Annotated in this window: 20 protein-coding genes; 10 read left to right on the top strand and 10 right to left on the bottom strand. The window is 38.0% G+C overall.

The annotated features are described in order from the left end of the window. Positions 1-2: 2 nt before the first annotated feature. Genes LEP1GSC203_RS06635 through purM form a run of 4 tightly spaced genes read left to right on the top strand, consistent with a single transcriptional unit; the run spans position 3 to position 4,265 of the window. Positions 3-1,130 carry a S1C family serine protease gene (locus LEP1GSC203_RS06635; protein WP_002973171.1) on the top strand — a complete coding sequence of 376 codons (1,128 nt, stop codon included), beginning with the start codon at positions 3-5 and terminating at the stop codon, positions 1,128-1,130. Between the two features lie 5 nt (positions 1,131-1,135). Next, positions 1,136-2,437, top strand: a complete 1,302-nt coding sequence (locus LEP1GSC203_RS06630) for a pyridoxal phosphate-dependent aminotransferase (RefSeq protein ID WP_002972959.1) — start codon at positions 1,136-1,138, stop codon at positions 2,435-2,437. Then, on the top strand, positions 2,438-3,247 hold the full coding sequence (gene murI / locus LEP1GSC203_RS06625) for a glutamate racemase (protein WP_002973137.1): 810 nt from the start codon (positions 2,438-2,440) through the stop codon (positions 3,245-3,247). Beyond that, positions 3,240-4,265 carry a phosphoribosylformylglycinamidine cyclo-ligase gene (gene purM / locus LEP1GSC203_RS06620; RefSeq protein WP_002973024.1) on the top strand — a complete coding sequence of 342 codons (1,026 nt, stop codon included), beginning with the start codon at positions 3,240-3,242 and terminating at the stop codon, positions 4,263-4,265. Before murI ends, purM begins: the two co-directional genes overlap by 8 nt. Here purM and LEP1GSC203_RS06615 read toward each other — a convergent pair. The 10 genes from LEP1GSC203_RS06615 to LEP1GSC203_RS06570 all read right to left on the bottom strand — a co-directional run bounded on the left by LEP1GSC203_RS06615 (position 4,258) and on the right by LEP1GSC203_RS06570 (position 16,330). Further along, on the bottom strand, positions 4,258-6,744 hold the full coding sequence (locus LEP1GSC203_RS06615) for an ATP-binding protein (protein WP_039937389.1): 2,487 nt from the start codon (positions 6,742-6,744) through the stop codon (positions 4,258-4,260). The two genes, purM and LEP1GSC203_RS06615, sit on opposite strands and share 8 nt — an antisense overlap. Beyond that, positions 6,731-7,111 (bottom strand): response regulator, encoded by a 381-nt coding sequence (locus LEP1GSC203_RS06610; RefSeq protein ID WP_039937386.1) that lies wholly within the window; start codon positions 7,109-7,111, stop codon positions 6,731-6,733. Before LEP1GSC203_RS06610 ends, LEP1GSC203_RS06615 begins: the two co-directional genes overlap by 14 nt. A gap of 1 nt (position 7,112) precedes the next feature. Then, a complete protein-coding gene (locus LEP1GSC203_RS06605) occupies positions 7,113-7,478 on the bottom strand; it encodes a response regulator (RefSeq protein ID WP_002973136.1) in 366 nt (121 codons plus the stop codon). 1 nt (position 7,479) lies between these two features. After that, positions 7,480-8,736, bottom strand: coding sequence for a hybrid sensor histidine kinase/response regulator (locus LEP1GSC203_RS06600; RefSeq protein ID WP_002972975.1), 1,257 nt, complete (start codon positions 8,734-8,736; stop codon positions 7,480-7,482). Beyond that, positions 8,733-9,776 carry a protein-glutamate methylesterase/protein-glutamine glutaminase gene (locus LEP1GSC203_RS06595; protein WP_002973127.1) on the bottom strand — a complete coding sequence of 348 codons (1,044 nt, stop codon included), beginning with the start codon at positions 9,774-9,776 and terminating at the stop codon, positions 8,733-8,735. The genes LEP1GSC203_RS06600 and LEP1GSC203_RS06595 overlap by 4 nt, the downstream gene beginning before the upstream one ends. Further along, positions 9,773-11,653 (bottom strand): chemotaxis protein CheA, encoded by a 1,881-nt coding sequence (locus LEP1GSC203_RS06590; RefSeq protein ID WP_002973105.1) that lies wholly within the window; start codon positions 11,651-11,653, stop codon positions 9,773-9,775. Before LEP1GSC203_RS06590 ends, LEP1GSC203_RS06595 begins: the two co-directional genes overlap by 4 nt. Before the next feature lie 3 nt (positions 11,654-11,656). After that, complete coding sequence (locus LEP1GSC203_RS06585; RefSeq protein ID WP_002973054.1) at positions 11,657-12,160, bottom strand: chemotaxis protein CheW; 504 nt, start codon at positions 12,158-12,160, stop codon at positions 11,657-11,659. Between the two features lie 7 nt (positions 12,161-12,167). Further along, entirely contained in the window at positions 12,168-13,916 is a 1,749-nt protein-coding gene (locus LEP1GSC203_RS06580) for a HAMP domain-containing methyl-accepting chemotaxis protein (protein WP_002973050.1), read from the bottom strand. A 100-nt stretch (positions 13,917-14,016) separates the two neighbouring features. Then, on the bottom strand, positions 14,017-15,291 hold the full coding sequence (locus tag LEP1GSC203_RS06575) for a hypothetical protein (protein ID WP_002973109.1): 1,275 nt from the start codon (positions 15,289-15,291) through the stop codon (positions 14,017-14,019). A gap of 13 nt (positions 15,292-15,304) precedes the next feature. Further along, positions 15,305-16,330: a hypothetical protein gene (locus LEP1GSC203_RS06570; protein ID WP_002972993.1), complete on the bottom strand. Its 1,026-nt coding sequence runs from the start codon at positions 16,328-16,330 to the stop codon at positions 15,305-15,307. A gap of 19 nt (positions 16,331-16,349) precedes the next feature. Here LEP1GSC203_RS06570 and LEP1GSC203_RS06565 point away from each other — a divergent pair, with 19 nt between their 5' ends. From LEP1GSC203_RS06565 to LEP1GSC203_RS06540, 6 genes are read left to right on the top strand one after another with little or no spacing between them, the layout of a single operon-like run. Beyond that, positions 16,350-16,691: a hypothetical protein gene (locus tag LEP1GSC203_RS06565; protein ID WP_002973156.1), complete on the top strand. Its 342-nt coding sequence runs from the start codon at positions 16,350-16,352 to the stop codon at positions 16,689-16,691. Beyond that, on the top strand, positions 16,692-18,059 hold the full coding sequence (locus tag LEP1GSC203_RS06560) for a PP2C family protein-serine/threonine phosphatase (protein ID WP_002973046.1): 1,368 nt from the start codon (positions 16,692-16,694) through the stop codon (positions 18,057-18,059). An 11-nt stretch (positions 18,060-18,070) separates the two neighbouring features. After that, complete coding sequence (locus LEP1GSC203_RS06555; protein ID WP_002973166.1) at positions 18,071-18,841, top strand: enoyl-CoA hydratase-related protein; 771 nt, start codon at positions 18,071-18,073, stop codon at positions 18,839-18,841. Between the two features lie 4 nt (positions 18,842-18,845). Next, a complete protein-coding gene (locus LEP1GSC203_RS06550) occupies positions 18,846-19,310 on the top strand; it encodes a DUF192 domain-containing protein (RefSeq protein WP_002973006.1) in 465 nt (154 codons plus the stop codon). 51 nt (positions 19,311-19,361) lie between these two features. Then, entirely contained in the window at positions 19,362-21,875 is a 2,514-nt protein-coding gene (locus tag LEP1GSC203_RS06545; RefSeq protein WP_002973115.1) for a glycogen/starch/alpha-glucan phosphorylase, read from the top strand. Between the two features lie 49 nt (positions 21,876-21,924). After that, complete coding sequence (locus LEP1GSC203_RS06540) at positions 21,925-22,395, top strand: response regulator (RefSeq protein WP_002972966.1); 471 nt, start codon at positions 21,925-21,927, stop codon at positions 22,393-22,395. The last annotated feature ends 43 nt before the right edge of the window (positions 22,396-22,438 follow it).

Raw genomic sequence — 22,438 nt, 5'->3', positions numbered from 1 at the left:
CTATGGAAAGAAAAACTTCGATTCCGCCAGTCGTCTACATTAACTTTGCTTTAGTTTTTGTACTTTTGTTCGCTATCTTCTTTCCGGAGATTCGATCGGCTGTAACAAAACTTTTTGCTTCCCCAAAACCTATTTCTTCTAGTAAACAAAGCCAAGCCATACAAATCCAATCTAGCTTTCGCAACGTTTACCGCGAAGCCCAACAATTTGTAGTTTCTATCCGTACGAAAAAAACAGAGATGATTTTCCATCCTTATGCATTTGGTGAAAGTAGGGAAGATAGGATATCCTCCATTGGAAGTGGATTCATCATTGATGAGAGGGGGTTTGTTGTCACAAACTACCATGTCATAAAAAATGCAGAGATCATAGAAATCATCATGTCTGATGGGCGAATTTTTCCTGCTCGATATGTGGGAAGCCATGAAAGGGCAGACATCGCACTTTTAAAAATCCCAAGTAACGACCGTTTTACTCCAGCATTTCTCGGCAACTCCGATGAAATAGAAGTAGGGGATTGGGCCATTGCTGTTGGCTCTCCTTACGGACTTGAAAAAACATTTACTGTGGGTGTGGTATCTGCCAAGTCCAGAGAGGATCTGGATGAAACAGGACAAACTCATATCCAAACCGATACTGCTATCAATCCTGGATCGAGCGGTGGACCTCTTTTAAATATTTACGGGGAAGTAGTAGGTATCAACCGTATGATCCGTTCTTCCTCTGGTGCGAGCGCCGGGATCGGGTTTGCCATTCCTATCAACTATGCCAAACGAGTGCTTCGCCAAATCGAACAAAATGTAGGGCAGAACATCCGACCTGCTACCCTAGGAGTGATGGCAACCGCTCCCCTCCCTGACCATAGAAAGTCGCTCGGGATACCTGGAGAAACCGTTGGGGTTTTGGTCTATGACATTGAACCCAATTCCTCTGCAGAAAAAGGGGGACTCAGGCGCTACGATTTTATCGAGGGGGCCAACGGCCTCCAAATACGCCATATCAACGATTTACGAGAACAAGTAGGACTTGTTGGTCTCGGGGGCGTCTTACGGTTGAAGATATTACGGGATACCCAAGAGATGGAATTATCGATCCCTTTGGTCGAGGCCGCCTATAAAAAAGGCCAGTAAATTTTATGAGAAGAAATATAGTCCACTCGGGTGCTGATGCACTCATTTATGAAATCCGCCAGATAGTAGCCCTTGCCAAACAAATTGAGGCAATGGGTGTTGCGATTACCTGGGAAAATATTGGAGACCCCATCCAAAAGGGAGAATCTGTTCCTAATTGGATGAAAGACATTGTGAGTGGACTTGTCGCCCAAAACAAATCTTGGGCCTATACTGCAACGCAAGGGGATGAAACCACTCGCAAATTTTTAGCATCCAAAGTGAATGAAAGAGGTGGGGCCCAGATCACTTCTGAGGACATCCTTTTCTTTAACGGCCTAGGGGATGCTGTCGCAAAAATATTTGGTTTTATGAGACGGGAAGCAAGAATCCTTGGACCTTCCCCCGCCTATTCTACGTTATCTTCTGCAGAAGCTGCCCATTCTGGATACGAACACTTAACTTATGAACTAAATCCTGATAACGATTGGATGCCTGATTTAGAAGACATTGAAAACAAAGTAAAATACAATGATTCGATTGCAGGAATTCTTCTTATCAATCCGGACAATCCTACTGGTGCCGTATACCCTAAAGAAGTGATGCGAGAGATAGTCAAAATTTGCGAAAAGTATGACATCATCTTAATTTGTGATGAAACTTACGCTCATGTAAATTATTCGGAATGGGGAAGTATCCACTTATCAGAAGTGATTGGAGATAAGGTCTGTGGGTTTGCTCTTCGATCTATTTCTAAAGAATTCCCATGGCCTGGGGCACGTTGTGGTTGGCTTGAAGTGTTTAATCGTAAAAACGATCCAACCTTTGAAAGATATATTAAATCGTTGTTAGATGCAAAGATGTTGGAAGTTTGTTCTACTACACTTCCCCAACTTTCTATACCTCTGGTATATTCCCATCCGGAATTTTTAAATCATCTCAAGTTTAGAAACGAGAAGTTTAAAAAACGTGCAGAAAAAGCTACAACTATCCTTTCTGGAATTCCAGGTGTGAAAGTCATCCAACCAAAGGGTGCCTTCTATTTAACTGTTCTATTTGAAGAGGGTGCATTAAAATCTCATATGACCCTTCCCATATCTAACACTAAGGTTCGTGACTTTGTAGCTCCTCTGATGGACAAGGCAGCTCTTGATCGACGTTTTGTTTTGCATCTGTTAGCTTCTGCGGGGATTTGTGTGGTTCCGCTCAGTTCCTTCTGTTGTAACCGCAATGGATTTCGTGTCACCTTACTCGAAGAAGACGAGACAAAGTTTGAATGGATTTACAAAACTCTTGCGGATAATATCAGGAAGTATTTAGCATCTTAAATGAATTCTCGCGGAAGATATAAGATAGGGATTTTTGATTCGGGTCTTGGAGGACTTTCTGTCCTTCGGACGCTTTGGAAAGAAACATCTAATATTGATTATATCTACTTTGGGGATTTAATTAATTCTCCCTATGGACAAAAGTCCAAAGCAGAGGTATTGGAACTTTCTAAAAATGCTTTTGAATATTTGTTAGAAAAGGATTGTGAAGCAGTTTTGTTTGCCTGTAACACGGCTACCTCGGCTGCTGCTGATTTTCTTCGTGCAAAACATTCAATTCCTATTTTTGGTATGGAACCTGCGTTGAAGCCTGCAGTGGCTGAAAATCCTGGTGTTAAAATATCTGTTTTTGCAACGGAACTCACTTTAAAAGAAGATAAATTTAAAAACTTAGTTTCTGGGTTTCCATTAGGAACAGAGATTCTTCCTGTTCCTTGTGAAGGTTTGGCAAAACTAATTGATAAAGATCTATGGGAAGATGCTTGGGATTTGTTTGATTCCAAAATCAAAACTGTGGTGAAAGAAAGTGATATCTTTGTCTTAGGTTGTACGCACTATGTTTTCCTCAAAGAAAGAATTCTCTATAATTATCCCAAGATAAAAGTTTATGATGGTAATTTGGGCACTACACTCCATATAAAACGAGTTTTAAATTTACCAGATTTCCAAGAAAACAAAAACCAGCTAGATATACTTTTGAATACTTCAGACTCTGATTACGTTCATTTAGCTGGAAGAATTGCAAAAACCATCACTCCAAACCATACTCTTTCCCTTATCAATACTACTACAGGAAAACTCCATGTCTGATTCAAACAAAGTCACTTACAAAGAAGCAGGTGTTGATACCGAAAAAGGTCAAGAGTTTGTAAAAAGAATCAAATCCAATGTAGCGTCAACTCATAACAAAAATGTTTTAGGTGGGCTCGGTGGTTTTGCCGCCTGTTATGATGTTAGTTTTTTGAAATCATATAACGAACCTATTCTATTGTCTGGAACTGATGGTGTTGGGACCAAACTACAAATTGCTCGTTTGTTAGATATTCACGACACAGTTGGAATAGATCTAGTTGCAATGTGTGTGAATGATATTCTTGTGAATGGTGGAAAACCATTGTTCTTTCAAGATTATATAGCTTGTGGTAAACTATTTTTACCACGTATGGAAGCGATTGTTTCCGGAATTGTAAAAGGTTGTAAATTAGCCGATTGTGCGTTAGTTGGCGGTGAAACTGCTGAACACCCAGGTGTTATGCCTGATGACGAATATGACTTAGCAGGATTTGTCGTTGGTGTTGTGGAAAAACAAAAAATGATCGATGGCCGGACAATCAAAGCGGGTGATTCCATTATCGGTCTTGGTTCCTCTGGCCCACATAGCAATGGTTTTTCGCTCATTCGAAGACTATTATTAAAAGATGGAAAATTGCCATCTACTTCAGATGATTTTGATTTTTTGAAAAATCATGTGTTCCAACCGACTAAAATTTATGTAAAAACGATCTTGTCTATAATTGAAAAGTTTTCTATCAAAGGGATGGTTCATATCACTGGCGGTGGGTTTTATGAAAATATCCCTAGAGTTTTGCCTTCAGGTATAGGTGCTGAAGTCAATAATCTACCTGAAAGTTATGTTTTTTCAAAATTAGAAAAAGATCATTCTTTGGATCGCCATGATATGTATGGTACCTTTAATATGGGGGTTGGTTACATTCTCGTGGTTGACCCATCTCAAGTTGATTCTGTAATGTCTGAGCTAAAAACTCTTGGTGAAGACGCTCATTTAATTGGAAATACTGATTCTACTGGGAAAATTACAATTAAGTAGTGAGCGGAAAACCGACTTTAAAAATTGTCCTTCCTGGTGTAGATTCAAAATCAACATTTGCATTGTGCCTGTTTGCAATTTCTTTCACAAGATAGAGTCCAAGTCCTAAACCATCACCTGTAGTTTTAGTTGAGAAAAATGGCATAAATATTTTTGCGTGGTTGTCTTGTGGAATTCCCACACCAGAATCTTCGATCTCCACAAAAACAGTATCTGATCTTTTGAAACTTCGGATTTGTATCGTTCCTTTGGAAGCAACTGCTTGGATGGAATTCCAGATGATTTGGCTCCAGAGTTGGACTAAGTCACCTTGGATACATCGAACGTTTCCACTATACTCCAAATTAAGAACCAAATTTATATCTCTTAAAAAATATTCCTTATAAAGGGAAATTGCAGTATGGATAGTATCGGTTAACAAATAATCAGTGAGTTCTAAGTTGGATTGTAAGCCTGCAAAGTTTTTAAGTGTATAGGTAATCTTTGAAAGCCTTCTCACTGAATACAATATATGTTCGGAGGATTGTTTTACTAGTAAAAGTCTTCTTAGAGTTTGGAAGTCTTCCTTATTACGAATAACTGATTTGATTTTTGTAATCATCGGGTGAGAAAGATTTCGTATTCCAGAATCGACAAAAAGTTCCGCAAGTTCTTCTTCAAATGGAACCGAGTGTTGTTGGAAACTTTCTCTTAAAGATTTCCTTGCTTGTCTGTTGGACAACCCTGTCAAGATTCGAAGCCCACCAGAATCAGTATCAAGAATAGATTGTATTAGTTCGTTAATTCTTATGCTTGCATCATGGATTCTTTCTTCTTCCCATTCAGAAACTAATGTTTCTACAGAGGACTTGATCATCCCAATGGGATTGTTGATTTCATGAGCAAGGCCTGATACGAGTTGTCCCAGAGAGACCATTTTCTCATTTTGAATTAACTTTTGTTGGGCTTCTCTTAATGCATAGAGTGCTGAATTTAATTCAAAGTTACTTGATTGTAATTCTTTAGTTCTAGCTTTAACTTTCTCCTCCAACGATTTGTTTAATTCTTTGAGTTCAATTTCAGCAGCTCGTTTTGAAGTTTGGTCAATCCCAATCCAAATGATTTTTAATGGTTCGTTTCGGTTATCACGTATGATGCCAAGCCTCCATTCTAAAAAAAGAATTTGATTTGAATTTGTAACACATCGTAAGATTAAACTTTCAGCAATGTTTTGAATTTCGTTTACGTCATCCAAAACATCTTTTAGGTATTCTCTGTCTTCAGGAAGGAGAATGACATCCTGGATGTATTTCCCGATCACTTCGGTTTTTCTCATTCCTAAAATTGTTTGAGCCGCAGAATTGATACTTTCAATCAGTCCATTTGCATCTGTTAGTAAAATTAAGTTGGCAGCATTGTCAAAAACAGTAGTATTTAAGTTTTTCTCCTGCAATAAAGAGATTTCAGTTTTTTTTGATTTTGTAATATCAAGTGCAACTACATCGATTCGTTTTTCAATACCCAGTATATCAAAGGACACATTTACATAATGTTCTGTCCAAATGAGTGATCCATTCGCATGGATCATTCGAAGAATGATTGGTGAATGACCTGCATACAATTCAGGAATTTTATGTTGGTCTTCTGGGATTACGATATCTTTAAAAAAATCTGGATTTTCATAGAAAAAATTTATTCCATATCCTGTAATGTCTTCCATTTTCGGACTTATGTAAGAAGTTCTTGGCTCTGGTAAAAACTCAATATTATAAATAATTGCAGGAAGTTGGTTGTACATAATGAGAAGACGAACATTTACATCTTTAATTGTTTTTTGTAATAACTCCAATTCTTCGAGTGATAGGTTTAATTTTTTAGTTTGTATATTGAAGTTAAACAGAATACAGCCAACACCAAATAAAAACATAAATAATGTATTTATGATATAACCAAGAGGCCTATACCATTCTATTCCAAAAAGATAAGGGAAGGTAAGTCGCTGAAGTGCTATGATTAAACAAATTGCCAAAAAATATATTCGAAATGCCTGTGGATATGAATTTAATTTAAATACCACTACACCAAACAAAAAAAGGGCGGTCGCATTAAAAAGGGAAGATGGTAAAGCCATCCAAAAAAAAGGAATGTCTGTTAGGAGAAGCGAAACAAATAGAACGTAAATTGAGATACAAAGTGTATATAGATAAGCTAAGCTGATTTTTTTTGTAATAATGGGAGATACAGCAGCCACCAAGAGGTAGGAGCCAAGTATAGCACAACTCTCAGAAAACAAAAAAAATATTTTTTGGTTACCTTCTCCAAACAGATAAAGAGCAAAGTTTCTGAATACTAGAACCGTCAGAAATATGGCTGTATAACCCAGTTTAACTTCAGATTTCGAATGTTTGGATAGAAAATAGATGATTAATGCCATCGTAGTGTTGAATACCACTGAGATGACAGTAATCGCAAATATTACATTTATTTCAAAGGGAAGCATCGCTGCCGAAAAGCTCCGTTACTTGTTTGATTAGCTGTTCGTTGTTAAATGGTTTAATCATCCAGGCATCCGCACCATTAAATAAAGCGTTTGAGATGATTTCTGGTTTATCTTCTACAGAAAGGACAAGTAATTTGAACTTTGGATTTTTTATTATCTTTTTGGTTTCTCGGATTAGGTTGATTCCGCTAAGCCCAGGCATATTAAAATCGAAGATACCTAAGTGAATTGAAACATCAGATTTTAGTTTTTCCAATGCTTCCTCTCCTGTGTTACAAGTGATTACAGTGTGTCCCTGGCTACTTAAAGCTAACCTTACTATCTTTAAAACAGCAGACGAATCATCTACTACAAGAATCGCAGCCATTTTACATTGATACTAGTTGGGAAATCAATTTGATTAGTGATTCATTTGCAAATGGTTTTACGAGCCATCCTACAGCACCAGCTGCCTTACCTTTGTTTTTCATTTCATCACTAGATTCAGTAGTCAACATGACTATTTTCATTGACTTGCCATTCTCTGATTTTAGAGTTTTTTCCGTTAACTCAATCCCTGTCATTCCCGGCATATTCACGTCGAAGATTCCAATGTCGAAACTTGATGTTTCCAACCTTTGGAGTGCTTCCATTCCGTTGGTAGCTGAAGTCACTTCGTGACCTTCTGTTGTTAGCACCAAATTTAAAATCTTTAAAACTGCAGGTGCATCGTCTACTGTTAGTATTCTTGCCATTTTATTTTTCCTCTTCTAGTAATGGGAATCGAATTGTTAAACATACGTCTTTTGTATTTTCATTTCTAAAGTTATTTTCAATATTATAGATTTGAACGTTTGATTGATGTTGGTCCATAATCTTTTTAACAAGTGGTAACCCAAGTCCAAACCTAAATTGTTCAAATTTTGCATAACTATCATCGACTACAGATGAAATTCTGAAAAAAGGTTCAAATACAAAGGATTCAAATTTTTCAGGGATACCGCTAGTTCCATCGTTGTTTTGGTAAGCAGGGTTAATTACTTTTAATTCTAAAAAATTTTCCTTATGGAAGAAGATTAAATAAATTACATCTTTCTCTTTTGAATATTTAATTGCGTTTAAAAATATTTCGCGAATTACGTAGGAAAGTTTTGTTTCATGAAAGCGAATTTTTTTACCCGCAGCAGATGCAGGGATTTGGCTTAGGTTTACTTTTTGAGATTTGATATTGAGCGCTTCGTTCAGAGTTTCCAATTCTTGTTTTATGAGGTCAAGAAGTTTTGTAGGTGATTCTTTATAGTCAATAATAGTTTCGTCGTCTATCACTGATTGTGATATGGACATACTATCGAACATACTTTTTGCAGCCTCATAGTTTTCCGATAAAAGGTCCATTACTGGTTTTGCAACGGAATAATTTTTTCCCTCTTGATCCAATTTACTTTTTGAAATTAAAATACTAACAACACTCATAAGTGTGCCTATCCCACTTCCTTGGAATAAATTAATATTCATTTGGTGGATGATGTCTGCGGCAATATTTTCGTTTTCTTTATGTAAAAGAGATTTTTTCCAATCGAAGATTTCTACCATTCTTTTATATAAATGATTTTCTGCTTCGTTTATGAATTGGGACTTAAGCTTTGTAAGTAAATATTGGAGGGAACGATTTAAAGTGAATTGAAGATGACTTGAGTCTAGCGGTGTTTGTATATAGTCGTAAACGGAATGTTGTTTTAATAAAGAAGCAGTGGTTTCCCATTTCGATGTGTCGGTAATGATGATAATAAGAGTATATGGAAAATTTTTGGTCCATTCGGAAAGGCTTTTTCGAGCGTCCAAATGTTCTATATCGTTTACATGTAAAATTAGAAAATGAAATTTACCATCTTCTAATGTTTTGTGTATTTCCTCTAAAAGGCTAACCCTTTCAAAGGTATAATCTATTTCTTTAAGTAATTCTGCTATTAGTTTTGTGTTTTTACTTTCCAGAATTAAACAATGCGGAATCATAATGCTGCAATTTCCTTGATTTTATCTACCATTTCGTTTAAGGGAACTTGGTAAGTTAATGCTCCTATTTCGTAAGCTACTTTTGGCATTCCATACACAACGCAGGTTTCTTTATTTTGGCCAATGGTAAGGCTACCTTGGTTCTTAAGTTTCAAAAGTCCAGATGCACCATCACTACCCATCCCTGTAAGGATAATTCCTATACTATTTCCGCCTATATCCTGTTCTGTTGCGGATTCAAATAAAACATCAACAGAAGGCCTGTGCCCATTTTTTTTATCGGTTTGGAAGATACGGGTATAATAGTCGGAACCGATTTTTTGAATTCCTAGATGGTAATTCCCTGGTGCAATGTAGACATGTCCAGTTTGTAGTATTTCTTTATCCTTAGCTTCTTTTACCTGGATTTTTAAATCGGAGTTTAGCCTTTGAGCAAACAAGGAGGTAAAGTTTTCTGGCATATGTTGTGCAATAAGAATAGGGGGAAAGGTTTCATCTACTTCATCCAGTAGTTTTCGTAACGCAGTTGTTCCACCGGTTGAAGAGCCAATTAATATAAATTTTCGTTTGAATGTAGTTTTCGAAATTTTTTTGTTAGGTGAATTTGTCTCCTTTTTTGTTGTTAAGTTTAATTTTGTAAGATTGTAATTTAGACTTTCGTATAGTTTTGAAAGTAAATCCTCTTTTGCTTCGATTAAACTTTCTGGAGTTCCGGTGGGTTTGGATACATAGTCAAATGCGCCAGCTTCTAAGGCCTCAAATGTAATATGTGCACCTTCTGTAGTTGAGGAACTAAACATAATGACTGGCATTGGATACTGTGGAAGGAGTTTTTTTAAAAAAACAATTCCATCCATACCAGGCATATGAACATCTAAGGTCATTACCTCTGGTTGTTTTTCCACAATCAAGTCACGTGCTTCATACGGATTGGCTGCTTCCCCAATCACCTCCCAATTTGGATCGGATTCAATCCAACGTTTGATCATACTTCTCACAGATTTTTGGTCATCGACAACAATTACAGTGTGTTTTTTCATATTGTAACCGAGGAAAGGTGTTGGCCGATCAATTTACGTACGTCAAGAATTAAACCCGCATGACCATTTCCTAATATGGTGCAACCAGCAAGTCCATTGATGTTTTTAAAAATAGGTGATATAGGTTTGATCACAATCGATTGATTCCCTAAAATTTCATCGAATACAATCCCCATTTGTTTTTCATGTGATTCGGTAACAATAAGGTATTTTTCTTTTAATGTTCTTTGATTATTTAAATCAGAATCTTTTCCAAATAATAAATTGATATCAACAATTGATATTTGATTGGTTCTATATTGGATACTATGATTATTTTTATACAATTCATTGATAGGTTCATTGGATAAATACATAGATTCTTTTACATCGATAGACGGCAGAATAAAATAAGTTTCTTCTTTTCGAACCACAAGACCTTCGATGATGGCGAGAGTTAAAGGAACACGAATTAAAAATGTTGTTCCTTGGCCAAAAACAGAAAATACATCCACAAATCCTTTTAAAGTAGTGACATTTTTTCTCACAACATCTAATCCAACTCCTCTTCCTGAGAGGTCTGTAACTTCCTTTGCTGTAGAAAATCCTGGATGGAAAAGAAATTCCCATACATCTTTGTCCTCAAGAGACTCAGCATCAGAATGAACAATTAGTCCTAAGGAAACTGCTTTATTTAAAATTCTTTCTCTACTCAACCCTTTCCCGTCATCCCGCACTTCAATCCATACCTCTTTACCCGATTGGTTTGCAGTAAGTTGGATAGTTCCTTGGGGTTGTTTTCCTGCTTCTTTTCTTTCTTCTGGAGTTTCTAAACCATGATCGATGGCATTGCGGATGATGTGGACAAGAGGATCATACATTTCTTCAATGATTGATTTGTCGATTTCTGTATCTTCACCAGAGATGATGAGTTTTACTTGTTTCCCTGTTTTTTTAGCTGTGTCTCTCACGAGGCGTTCCATACGAGAAAAGATTCCCGCAATCGGAACCATACGAAGACTCAATGTTATCTCTTGAAGGTTTCTAATTAGTTTTTTTAATTGTAAGGCAGTTTTATGGAAATTTTCTAACTTGAGTTTACTGATATCTTGATGGTCTGTCACCATCGGTTCGGTGATGACAATTTCCCCAACGATGTCGAGTAGGGAATCTAACTTATCTGTATCAATGCGAATGTCTTTTTTTATGATTGTTTTCTTTTCGTTTTTTAAATTCTCTTCTGGTTTTTGGATTTTTTCCTTTTCTGAAATTACATCCAGTTTATGAAATAATCCGAATTCTTCGTTTGTCTTGGGAATGGAGGCATTATTAAAAAGTCCAAATTCTGTTGTATCTGCTGCTTTCGGTGTATTCGTAAACAATCCAAATTCTTCTTTAGGTTCTGCAGTTTTTGGATCATCACCAAACAAACCAAATTCGACACTTACCTGAGTGGTAGTTGGTTCTTCGGGAGTATTTAACCTATGAACTCGAATAAACTCATTCTTTTGGTTCAATTTGTTTAAAAATTGGATTTGTTCCTCGGAAAAAAAGTCACCTCCCGATGGAGAGGATTCCTCATGTTCTACTAATTCATTTAGGTAATCCAGTGCAGTAATTAATAACTCTAAAGTATCTTCATCTTGGTCCTCTGGATTTTTTCGTAAATAGTCTAGAAGATTTTCCGCAGAATGTGCAATTTTTACTATAGCAGTAAGACCAAAAAACCCCGAACTGCCTTTGATGGTATGGAAATGTCTGAACAGGGTATCAAGGAGATCTCTGTCTACTAAGCTACCATCTAACGTTGATTTTTCGAAATGAAGTAAATCCTTTTCGATGTTTTCAAGTGTTTCTCGTGCTTCTAGTAGGTATTCTAATACATCATCTCTTTCCATGGATTAATTTCCGGGAATGTCCTTAATTAAATGTGTTTCTTCTTCTGTGAGTAATCTTTGTAAGTTGATAAGGATTTTTACCGTATCTCCCACTCTCCCTGTCGCATAGATAAATCTTGAAGATTTTGATTCGCCGATTTTAGGAGCTAAATCAATGTTTTCTGAAGGAATCCTTAATACATCGTTTACTGTATCAACAATCAAACCGAGAGGTAATCCGTCTAATTCAACCAGTAAAACACAAGTTCTTTCGTGATAAGATTTAAATGGCATATCGAATCTCAGACGAACATCCATTACTGGAATGATTTTTCCTCGGATATTGATCACTCCTTTTAAAAAAGCAGCCGTGCCTGGTATCGTTGTGATTGCAGGAAGTGCTAAAATTTCTGTTAGGTGACGGACTTCAAATGCATAGTCTCTATCTTCGAGACTAAAACAAAGATACAAATCTTTCATGGTATCTTCGTCTGCATCCACATCCCATGATTTTAAATGTTGGCTCATTTTTTGCCTACAATACGATTCTTGGTCTTTCTACTCGAGTGAGGGCGGTTGATTTAGAACCGTCTTCTTTCAGTTTGAAACCCATGATGATCGAGCGCATAATTTCTACTTGGCGCTTTAAAGTTTCACTTGATGCGGCAACTTCTTCTGCGGAAGCTGCCGTTGTAGAAGTAACAGTCGTTACCTGGTCTATTCCTTGAGTAATTTGGAGTACAGCTGATTTTTGTTCGTGGATAGAAAGAGCTAGATCTTTGGTTAGGCTGCTAACGTTGTCGGCACTTTCTGAGATTTTTCCGAGCACCTCAGCCGTTTTTTCTGTGGCTTCATTTCCTGATTTTACTTTTTTCATAGAAGATTCAATCAAGAGAGTTGTTTCATCGGCTGCACTCGCACTTTTTTGTGCAAGGTTTCTTACTTCTTCCGCTACAACAGCAAATCCTTTTCCATGTTGACCAGCCCTTGCCGCTTCAACTGCTGCATTCAGTGCTAAGATATTAGTCTGGAAAGCAATGTCATTTATGACTTTGTTGATTTTGGAAATTTGATCAAAGGAATTGCTGATTTCTCCCATAGCAGAAACCAAATCTTTCATTTTAGAATTTCCCTCTATAGCTTGTTTGGCGGTTGATTCTGAAAATTCAGTCATCCTTTCTGCATTTTCTGCATTCGCTAAGAAACTATTGCTGATTTCAGTGAGGGTAGCCGAAATTTCTTCAACTGCGCTTGCTTGTTCACTGGCAGCTTCCGATAAGGAAGTGCTGGCATCGGCTAGTTGTTGAGCACCTAGGTCTACTTCTTGTGATGAGAAATATAACTTTTCCACAACATCGGATAAGTTGATGAGCATTCGTCGTAAACTTAAACCCAGTTGGTCACGTTCTGATTTGAGGGTGACATCAGCGCTAAGATCAGAATTTGCAATACGTTCTAAATGTTCTGCCCGTTCTTTGATAAAAGAGACAAGCTCCATAAACGCTTGTGAAAGTTGTTGGATTTCATTTCCTTCTAAATTTTTAGCATTTGCAGATTTTTTATGTTTAGTATCTAAGTCTACATCCAAATCACCAATAGAGACAGTTTGTGCTACTTCCACAATTTTTTTCATTGGAGCTGCAATGGAATCAGAGAAGAAAATGGCGATGAGAAATACCATAACAAAAGCAAGAATGACAACCCCAGAAACAATCACTAAGGAACTTTTAAATTGTGCTTCTGATTTGTGGTATTCTTCTTTGGCAACCTTCAATTGCACTCGGATCAAATCGTCCAAGTGGTGGGTAAGTGGTTCGAAGATAGGATACATGTCGACTGTGACAAACTTTTCTAGTTCTACTTCGTTTCTAGTTTCTAAAATGATGCGAAGTTGTTTGACTCCAGCTTTCAGTGGAGGAAATTCTTTTTCCATCTGATCAATGATCGCTTTTTCTTCGGGGACAAGATAGGTTCCTAAATACACTTTCCAAACAGCATCAGCTTTCGTTTCTGATTCACGAATGGATTCGAGAGCTTCTTCTATCGTAATTTTTTTTGCACGGACTTTATTGGCTGAATCGACAATTCCAATAAGATAAGCGTCAGATACTTCTTTGATTTGGCTAATCGGTACCACACGGTCTTCAAACACAGTGTGAAGTGAAGCTAAAATTTGACGTGCCGAATAGAAACTGGCACCAGCAACCACTATCATCAAGAGAATGGTTACCATAAACGCTAAAAGTAATTTGACCCGAATCTTTAAATCATGAATCCATTTCATAGTTTTCCCCTAGAGGTGGACGGAAATATATTCAATGCATTAGGTAAGTCAAGTCTTTCCTAATATTAAAATGCAAAAAACCAAATTGATTTTACTTGGTTTAAAAAACTTTGGAATAACCTAAGCTAACATAAAATAAATGGGAAGGGATTTTTTGTAAGGTATAAGCTTCTCTTAGCCAAGTTTTTGCGATGGAATCACCTAGGGAATTCCCAGTGTTGATTTGTTCGATAGCATTTAGAATTGAGGTATTGTACGCACCATAAATCCGAGATGGGTCGGTTACCTTTCCATCCTCGGAACTCCGGTTCCAATGCGCTTTGTTTGGATCTCCCCCTGCATATCCATAATAATTATTTGTATCCCAGAGGTATAAGTCTGGTCGAAAGATATGAGCGAACTTAATAAAAAAATCACCAAAGAAGAATGAAGTTGATGTTGTGATGTCTTGGATTCCGTTCCGATTGTCCACTGCATTGTTTCCCATGGCATAACCAAGATTGAAATGAGGCATAATTCGAAAAAACTGGTCTTCTCTAAAAGTATAGGAACCGCTAAGAGAAAGATAATTTTTACCAGCCAGTAGTCCTCCGTTTTCTGTAGAATATTGTGTGTAATAGGAGATGGTCGGTTTTACTATTTTTAAAAATGGAAGTTTCCAGTGTAAAAAGTATTCATGCCAAACTAGTCTAGTGATTGCATCTGGATTGTTCGCATTGAACGTGTTATTTGGTCCTCCTGATGCATAAGAATTTTGTTTTTGAGTGCCTGGACTCAAAAGAGTGTTTGGAGTTTTTTGAAAAGTATTATAAAACCAAATCCCAACAGCAAAATCTCCAAACTTGCTGGGATCAAAATGATAACTCATGGAAAAAAACATTCCATCCGCTCGTTTGTTTCCGTTTGGCTCTTTTTTTGGACCCAATCCTTGGTTGGGGCTGTAACCTAAACAAGGGTCTGAACCTTCGTTGCCAGTAGCAATTCGATCGTGAAGGGAGCGGACACAGGGGTCTTGGTCATAAGGATCAAAAAACTTTGTTTGTTCTCCCAAGTAGGAAGGGCCCACACCGCCGGGACTTGATTGTAATAGTCGGCGGTCGGAATCCCTATCGTCTCGATTGGTTAGTTGGAAATTTCCAAAAAGAGAAAACTGGAATTTTTTTTCGGGTGACCAGACATTGATGGATGGTTGTAAGGCGGGAGCATAAGTGAAACTTTGGTATGCTGCACCATTCCTTCGACTTTGTCCTTCTCCTGCAAATGAATTTCCTCGCCATAGAAAGTCCGATACAATTTCTGTATTGGTTTCAATGATGATAGGTTTTGGAACTTCTGTTTGTGTTTGTGAACGTAACGGAAAGGAAAATAGAACCAATCCCAGCAGAATCCTAAGGTTTTGCAGGGTAAAAAATGTTTTGAAATAACTCACGAAATCTTCTGCCTCCTTCCTTTCGAATGGGATCTTGTAATATGGTTTCTGAACTCCCGCTTGAAGTTAGGATGACTTTGTATTCTTTACCCATTAAAAAGACATGAACGTATTGTGCAAAAGCTTCTGCATAAGTATCGTCCGCATTGGTTGCTGCATATAATGAAACAAACCCAGTGTTGGTTAGTTTTTTATATAGAAACTTTCCTTCGGGAAATAAAGAGATAGTGGGAGATCCTTGGTAAAATTTGATTTTGTTTCTTTCGGGAAAAAAAGTGGCTTCATATGGTGAATAGGTTTCCGACCACCAGATTCCATCAAAGAGAGGATAGTTTCGAAAGTCTCTATGTGTTTCCGAAAAATCAGGAGCATGTCCTTTTGTTACGGATAAAATATGACCTAATTCATGTAATATGATAAAACAAATCGCAGTTTCTTTCGAGTTCGTACCATCCAAATGAATTTTAATATTATGTTCCTGGGAAGACCGAAAGGCTGTGGATTCTTTTTTGGAAGCCCAATCATTTCCTCCATCGTTTAGTAAATCGGAATCTAAAAATAAAATCCCACCGATGGGTTTGCCTAACTCGTCGCGCACAATTCCAGTAAGCCCTGTGGAACCTAAGTTTGTCACAAAGTAAATTCCATACACTAACGAGTCTGCGAGTGCATTTACTTCCTTAGGTAACGATTTATAAATTTTGTTTAGTTCTATTTTCCAAGGAGAAAGATCCTTAGTGGGGCCCGGAAGATCGCTAATTCCATCAATGGCATTGATTGCAATTAAGGTATCCAGTCGTTTGGAATCTAAAGGATACACTCGCGTATTCCATGTACTTTGTTTGGTAGGATGGTTCTTTGATTGTAATCCAATACTTTCTTTGGCCCATCCTGCGTACGGGTTTTCCGGTATTGAAAACGAATTGGGTGTACAGGCCCAAAAAAGGAAAAGAAGTAAAGATATGAGGTAAGGATTCAATCGCATTTGCCGATTGTATTTCTATATGAAAGGACTTGTCGGTCTATGCTTTTTTTTGCCAGGGATTCTTTTCGCTGAAATCAATCCGTGGAATTTACGACCCGATGTCCGTATTTTAACTAGAAAAGAAGTGTCCCATATTGTTTTAGAAAGAAGGCCCGACCATTTTCGTGTGACTCTCCTTGTTTGTGAACGATTCCCCTACAATTACAAGGCACTTTCTTACCCTTTTTTCTTTCGAATGGAAGACGAGAAAAAAGCATTCGAACTTGCGAATCAAATGGACAAGTATTTGGATACTGGAAAAGCTTTCACCATCACCTTGAATGGATCAGAGATCCAAACTTTGGTATGGGGAGAACCCTGATTGACACGTTCCTTTTATTTATACTTCAAAGAAATCTTTCGAAAACCTACAAGATCAGAATGGGAAATTTTAAAATTAGTAGAAGCCCGTTATGATAAAGAATACACATATTATATTTTTATCACACATATCATTGTATATTCCTTACTGATAGCTCCACCGTTTTCAGAAATCCGAATGCAAATTTTGCCTTACCTACTCGGGGTTTCCATTGCTCGTCTGATCTTACTTTTGCAATTTTATACAAAGAATGTTCCCATTCAAAGAGTGATTTACTTCAGCGGATTTGTTGCTGATGGGCTTGTTTACGTAGTTTTTATTCTGGGAATCCATTCCTTCCCCTCCCTTGGAAGTTTTTATCTATTAAATTCCTATTTGATGTCTTTTATTTTTCCCATTCTTTTGTATAGCACAAGGCTTGACCCAAAAGCTTGTATTACGAGTGCATTTTATTTTTCAGTTTTACATATCCTTTATATTTTGAATCTTCCTACAGTAGTTTCAGATCAGTTTTCTTTTTTTAGTAAATATTTTTTAATCTTAGTGTATTGGGGAAGTGCAGCTCTTGGAACTGTATTTGTTCTCAATAAAAGAAAAGACACTACGGATATGTACAATCTGTCCGAAGAAAAACGGTATATGTTACATGAGTTGGAGCTTGCAAAAAAAGTACAAGATGCACTCTTCCCAGGGAATATCAAAATACCAAGCCTTGCTTTTACTTATTACAGAAAAAGCCCTAATGTCATCGGTGGAGACTTCTTTGATTTCGTACAACTCCGGGAAGGAAACGTAGGTGTGTTTTTAACTGATGTTGCTGGGCATGGAATTTCTTCCGCCATGGTTGCTTCCATCATGAAGGTACTTGTATCTACCATTCCTTATCGTTTTAAAACAGCACCGGCAAAACTTATGGATTATTTAGATGATCGTTTGACAAATGATCTAAATAAATACCACGCTTCGGCAATTTATTTATTCTTTGATTTCATTGAGAAAAAACTGACTTTAGGAAATGCAGGACATCCTTATTTAATTTTAGCACACAAAGACGAAGACTACCAAGAGTTAGAAACTCAAGGTGCCATCCTAGGATTTAATATAAAGATTCCACCCATTACTGAAAAAACAATGCCCATTGCACCAGGAGATCGTTTTTTTATTTATACTGACGGACTCATTGAATCCACAGATTCGGATGGGAATTGCCTCGGAACCGAAGGATTACTCGCGCTCCTTAATCGGCATAGACAAAGTGCAAACATCAAAGAATTAGAAATGAATCTACTCACTGAGCTAAAATCCAACTACGGACTTGATAGTTTTTCTGATGACACCATGTTTCTAATATTGGAAGTAGAAGAATAAGGAGAAATCATTTGTCTTTTTTAGAGATTCAAATTAAATCCAATTTTGCGCTGGTCACCATCAAAAGACCAGAAGCCCTCAATGCACTGAACGATGTAGTCATCACTGAAATTGGAGCCATGGTGGACGAACTGGAATCCAACCCGTCCGTGCGTGGATTCATTTTGACTGGCGAAGGGAAAGCATTTGTCGCTGGTGCGGACATTGCCAAAATGAAAGAGTTCAATGTCCGGGAAGGTCAGGCATTTTCAGAACTGGGCCAGACTGTTTTTCGTAAGATGGAATTATCTAGTCTCATCTCTATCGCTGCCATCAATGGGTTTTGTTTGGGCGGAGGAATGGAATTGGCTATGGCGTGTGATATTCGTTATGCGGTTGCTTCTGCCAAATTAGGACTTCCAGAAGTTACTTTGGGTTTACTGCCTGGATTTGGCGGGTCACAAAGACTTCCAAGACTGATTGGAGTAGGACGTGCCACGGAACTCATTTTGTCTGGTGATATGATTTCCGCTGATGAGGGATTTCGTTTGGGACTTATCAACAAAGTCACAGATCCTGCGGAGTTATTAAACGAATCTGAAAAAACTTTAACTACGATCCTTTCCAGAGGACCTAATGCGATTAAGGCGGCAAAAACTGCCATTCGTCAAGGATTGGAAACCAATATGGAAGGTGGTTTGGAGTGGGAAAAACAACTATTTGGTGGCCGGTTTGCAGACGAAGAAACCAAAGAAGGTCTTTCTGCCTTTTTAGAAAAAAGAAAACCAAATTTTAAAGGTTAATGCAATGAAAACACGGATTGGAATTCTTCTTGTTCTTTTTTCTCTTTCTGTTTGTAAACAAGCAGAATCCTTTCCGTCCCAAACCAACACTCCTGAGATTTTATTTGGGAGTGTAGCCGACCGTGCTTTAAAACTGGAAATTGCCAACTCACCTTCCACAAGAGCCACGGGACTAATGTACCGAACGAAACTCGGAGAAGATGAGGGGATGCTTTTTGTTTTTCCTCGCCCTGATTATTTGAGTTTTTGGATGAAGAACACTCTCATCCCTTTGTCGATTGGTTATTTTTCAGAAGATATGCGACTTTTAGAATCATTCGACATGAAACCAAACCAAACAGAAGAAGTTTATAATGCAAGAAAACCTGCGATGTATGCTTTGGAAGTCAACCAAGGATGGTTTGCAAAACACAAAATCGGTAAAGATGCCGTTCTTACTTTGGAAAGAAAGGTCTCAGCAAGAGATTAAAAAATTTCTTTTTACTTGAATCTATAACTACTTTGATTACCATTTTTTACCATGGTCGTCACAAATCCTCGTTTAATTTCCCTTTTATCTGAAGAACAAAAAGCCGACTTGGCTTCGATGGAAAAACAATTTGCTCACCATCTAGAATATACCATTGGTAAAAACAGGTTCAATCTTAAAAACGAAGATATATACAAAGCTCTCGGTCATACCATACGCGACTTTCTCATCGATCGATTGAATGTCACGCACGAACGCTACAGAAATGAAAATCCAAAGCGTGTGTTTTATTTTTCCTTAGAGTTCCTTATGGGACGAACCCTTATGAATGCCCTCATCAATCTCGGGTTATACGAGACCATCCAAGTGATGTTACGGGGGATTGGATTTGAGTTAACCGATGTTTTAGAATTTGAAACGGATGCAGGACTTGGAAACGGGGGACTTGGCCGACTGGCGGCTTGTTTTTTAGATTCCATGGCCACTCTCAATGTTCCTGGGTTTGGATATGGAATCCGTTATGATTATGGAATCTTCAACCAAATCATTGCCAACGGAAGCCAATTAGAAATGCCCGACCATTGGGATGCGGATGGGGTTCCTTACGAAGTGGTGCGTTCTGATATTTCGTTTTCCGTTGGATTTTTTGGCCATACGGAAACTCGGGTCTCTGGAAAAGGAAAAATCCAACACGATTGGGTTCCCGATGAAACAGTGCTAGCTTCTGCACATGACTATCCAATTCCAGGATTTAACACGAGTACGGTGAACTATCTAAGACTCTGGGCCGCCAAATCCTCAGAAGAGTTCAATTTGGATTATTTTAATCACGGTGACTATATGAAAGCCGTGCAGGATAAATCCATTTCCGAAAATATTTCTAAAGTATTGTATCCCAATGACACCACCGAACAAGGAAAGGTGCTGAGACTCAAACAACAATACTTTATGGTTTGTGCTTCTCTCCAAGACATCTTAACACAATATCGGGAATCCACTTACAATTTGAAAGAACTTCCCAGTTACGTTGCCATCCAATTGAATGATACCCATCCAAGCATTGGGATTGCGGAACTTATGCGAATTTTTATGGATAATGAGGAAATGGATTGGGAACCCGCTTGGGATATCGTAACAAAAGTGTTTTCGTATACCAACCATACCGTTTTGCCGGAGGCGTTGGAAACATGGAGGGTTGAGCTCTTTGAAAAACTATTACCTAGGCATTTAGAAATCATTTATGAAATCAATCATCGGTTTTTGTCTGAGGTTAGAAACAAAGGGATTTTATCTGAGGCCGAGATCCAAGAAGTCAGTATCATCGAAGAAGGTAATGAAAAAAGAATCCGAATGGCAAACCTTGCGGTCATTGGATCCTTCCGGGTGAATGGTGTAGCTGAACTTCATTCGGAACTCATTAAAAAAACTATCTTCCAAGCCTTTACCAAAGTTTTCCCTGAAAAATTTAATAACAAAACCAATGGAATCACACCACGCCGCTGGTTACTCCAATCAAACCCTAGTTTGGCGAATTTGATCTCCAAACGAATTGGAAATGATTTTACCACTGATTTATACAAACTAAAAGCTTTAGAATCATTTGTAGATGATGCGGATTTTCATAATGATTGGAAAATTGTTAAACAAACTGCCAAAGAGGAATTGGCAAAACTCATCAAAAGTGAAACGGGAATCGCCATTGATCCAAAGTCTTTGATTGATGTACAAATCAAACGGTTTCATGAATACAAACGCCAACTTTTAAATATCCTGCGAGTGATTGCATTGTACAGAAGGATCAAAGAAAATCCATCTCGTGTGGTCACACCAAGAACCGTGATTTTTGGTGGAAAAGCCGCACCCGGATACTACATGGCAAAACTCATCATCAAACTAATCAATAATGTAGCTTGGGTAGTGAACCGTGATCCCGATGTAGCCGACAGGTTGAAAGTGGTTTTTTTACCCAACTACCGTGTGAGCCTTGCGGAAAAAATCATTCCTGGAAGTAATTTATCCGAACAAATTTCGACAGCAGGAACCGAAGCCTCCGGAACCAGCAATATGAAGTTTATGTTAAACGGTGCATTGACTATTGGAACCTTGGACGGTGCCAATGTAGAAATTTTAGAAGAGGTGGGAGCGGAAAACATTTATATTTTTGGTCTCCATACAGAAGAAGTTTATCGTTTGAAAGAGGCGGGATACCAGCCAGCGGATTTCATTCGTCGCAATGAAGACCTCCACCGCGTTTTACTCATGATCCGTGAAAATTTATTCTCTATGGGGGAACCAGGAATTTTTGGTCCTATTTACGATAGTCTCTATTATACAGACAATTACCTTCTGATGGCTGATTTTGATGCCTATGACGAGACCCAAAACCTTGTGGCGAAGGATTATTTGGACGAAACCACTTGGACCAAAAAATCCATTTTGAATGTGGCTAGGTCAGGTAAATTTTCATCCGATCGCACCATCAGGGAATATGCGAAGGACATCTGGAAGGTTCCCCTTCTTGACACAGTTCCTCCCAAAACTATCTATAAATTGCCACAAAACTGAATCGACATAAAAGAACTAAGGTTGTATCGTTCCAAGGAAAGGGTCCCAAATGAGTAAAGGTTATATTATATGTGTCGATGATGAAGTATCGGTATTGGAAACGCTTGCAGAACAACTTCTGGCTCGATTTGGCGAATCTCATATCATCGAGACCGCAAGTAGTGCCGAAGAAGCACTTTCCCTCATCGACGAAATCATCAGTAGCAACGACATCGTAGAGTTGATTGTTTCTGACCAAGTGATGCCTGGAATGAAAGGGGATCGATTTTTGGAGCAGGTACACCACCGACTTCCGGATGCGATCAAAATCCTACTCACCGGTCAGGCGGGACTTGATTCTGCAATCTATGCCATTAATAACGGGGGACTCAGTCGGTATGTCGAAAAACCTTGGAACATTGACGAACTATCCAAAGACATCAAAGACCTACTTGATAAGTTTCGGCAGAATTTGGAAAACCAACACCTCATCCAGGCTCTCAACCGTCGCATCATCGAATTGGAATCTCAGCAGCAGTAAAAACCTTTCTATCTTCCTAATACTGATTTTTCTTTCTCTTTCT

It is taken from the genome of Leptospira terpstrae serovar Hualin str. LT 11-33 = ATCC 700639 (assembly GCF_000332495.1).
Taxonomy (GTDB): Bacteria; Spirochaetota; Leptospiria; order Leptospirales; family Leptospiraceae; genus Leptospira_A; species Leptospira_A terpstrae.
The sequence above is the reverse complement of the archived record's forward strand: the minus strand, read 5'-3'. Positions and strand labels throughout refer to the sequence as shown.

What these genes read in the sequence shown, in the direction of transcription:
- LEP1GSC203_RS06630 (WP_002972959.1), top strand. Translation starts at nt 1,136, where the DNA reads ATGAGAAGAAATATAGTCCACTCGGGTGCTGATGCACTCATTTATGAA.
- LEP1GSC203_RS06590 (WP_002973105.1), bottom strand. Translation starts at nt 11,653, where the DNA reads ATGGAAAGAGATGATGTATTAGAATACCTACTAGAAGCACGAGAAACA.
- LEP1GSC203_RS06550 (WP_002973006.1), top strand. Translation starts at nt 18,846, where the DNA reads ATGAAAACACGGATTGGAATTCTTCTTGTTCTTTTTTCTCTTTCTGTT.
- purM (WP_002973024.1), top strand. Translation starts at nt 3,240, where the DNA reads ATGTCTGATTCAAACAAAGTCACTTACAAAGAAGCAGGTGTTGATACC.
- murI (WP_002973137.1), top strand. Translation starts at nt 2,438, where the DNA reads ATGAATTCTCGCGGAAGATATAAGATAGGGATTTTTGATTCGGGTCTT.
- LEP1GSC203_RS06605 (WP_002973136.1), bottom strand. Translation starts at nt 7,478, where the DNA reads ATGGCAAGAATACTAACAGTAGACGATGCACCTGCAGTTTTAAAGATT.
- LEP1GSC203_RS06540 (WP_002972966.1), top strand. Translation starts at nt 21,925, where the DNA reads ATGAGTAAAGGTTATATTATATGTGTCGATGATGAAGTATCGGTATTG.
- LEP1GSC203_RS06545 (WP_002973115.1), top strand. Translation starts at nt 19,362, where the DNA reads ATGGTCGTCACAAATCCTCGTTTAATTTCCCTTTTATCTGAAGAACAA.
- LEP1GSC203_RS06600 (WP_002972975.1), bottom strand. Translation starts at nt 8,736, where the DNA reads ATGATTCCGCATTGTTTAATTCTGGAAAGTAAAAACACAAAACTAATA.
- LEP1GSC203_RS06585 (WP_002973054.1), bottom strand. Translation starts at nt 12,160, where the DNA reads ATGAGCCAACATTTAAAATCATGGGATGTGGATGCAGACGAAGATACC.
- LEP1GSC203_RS06580 (WP_002973050.1), bottom strand. Translation starts at nt 13,916, where the DNA reads ATGAAATGGATTCATGATTTAAAGATTCGGGTCAAATTACTTTTAGCG.
- LEP1GSC203_RS06635 (WP_002973171.1), top strand. Translation starts at nt 3, where the DNA reads ATGGAAAGAAAAACTTCGATTCCGCCAGTCGTCTACATTAACTTTGCT.
- LEP1GSC203_RS06610 (WP_039937386.1), bottom strand. Translation starts at nt 7,111, where the DNA reads ATGGCTGCGATTCTTGTAGTAGATGATTCGTCTGCTGTTTTAAAGATA.
- LEP1GSC203_RS06595 (WP_002973127.1), bottom strand. Translation starts at nt 9,776, where the DNA reads ATGAAAAAACACACTGTAATTGTTGTCGATGACCAAAAATCTGTGAGA.
- LEP1GSC203_RS06570 (WP_002972993.1), bottom strand. Translation starts at nt 16,330, where the DNA reads ATGCGATTGAATCCTTACCTCATATCTTTACTTCTTTTCCTTTTTTGG.
- LEP1GSC203_RS06565 (WP_002973156.1), top strand. Translation starts at nt 16,350, where the DNA reads ATGAAAGGACTTGTCGGTCTATGCTTTTTTTTGCCAGGGATTCTTTTC.
- LEP1GSC203_RS06615 (WP_039937389.1), bottom strand. Translation starts at nt 6,744, where the DNA reads ATGCTTCCCTTTGAAATAAATGTAATATTTGCGATTACTGTCATCTCA.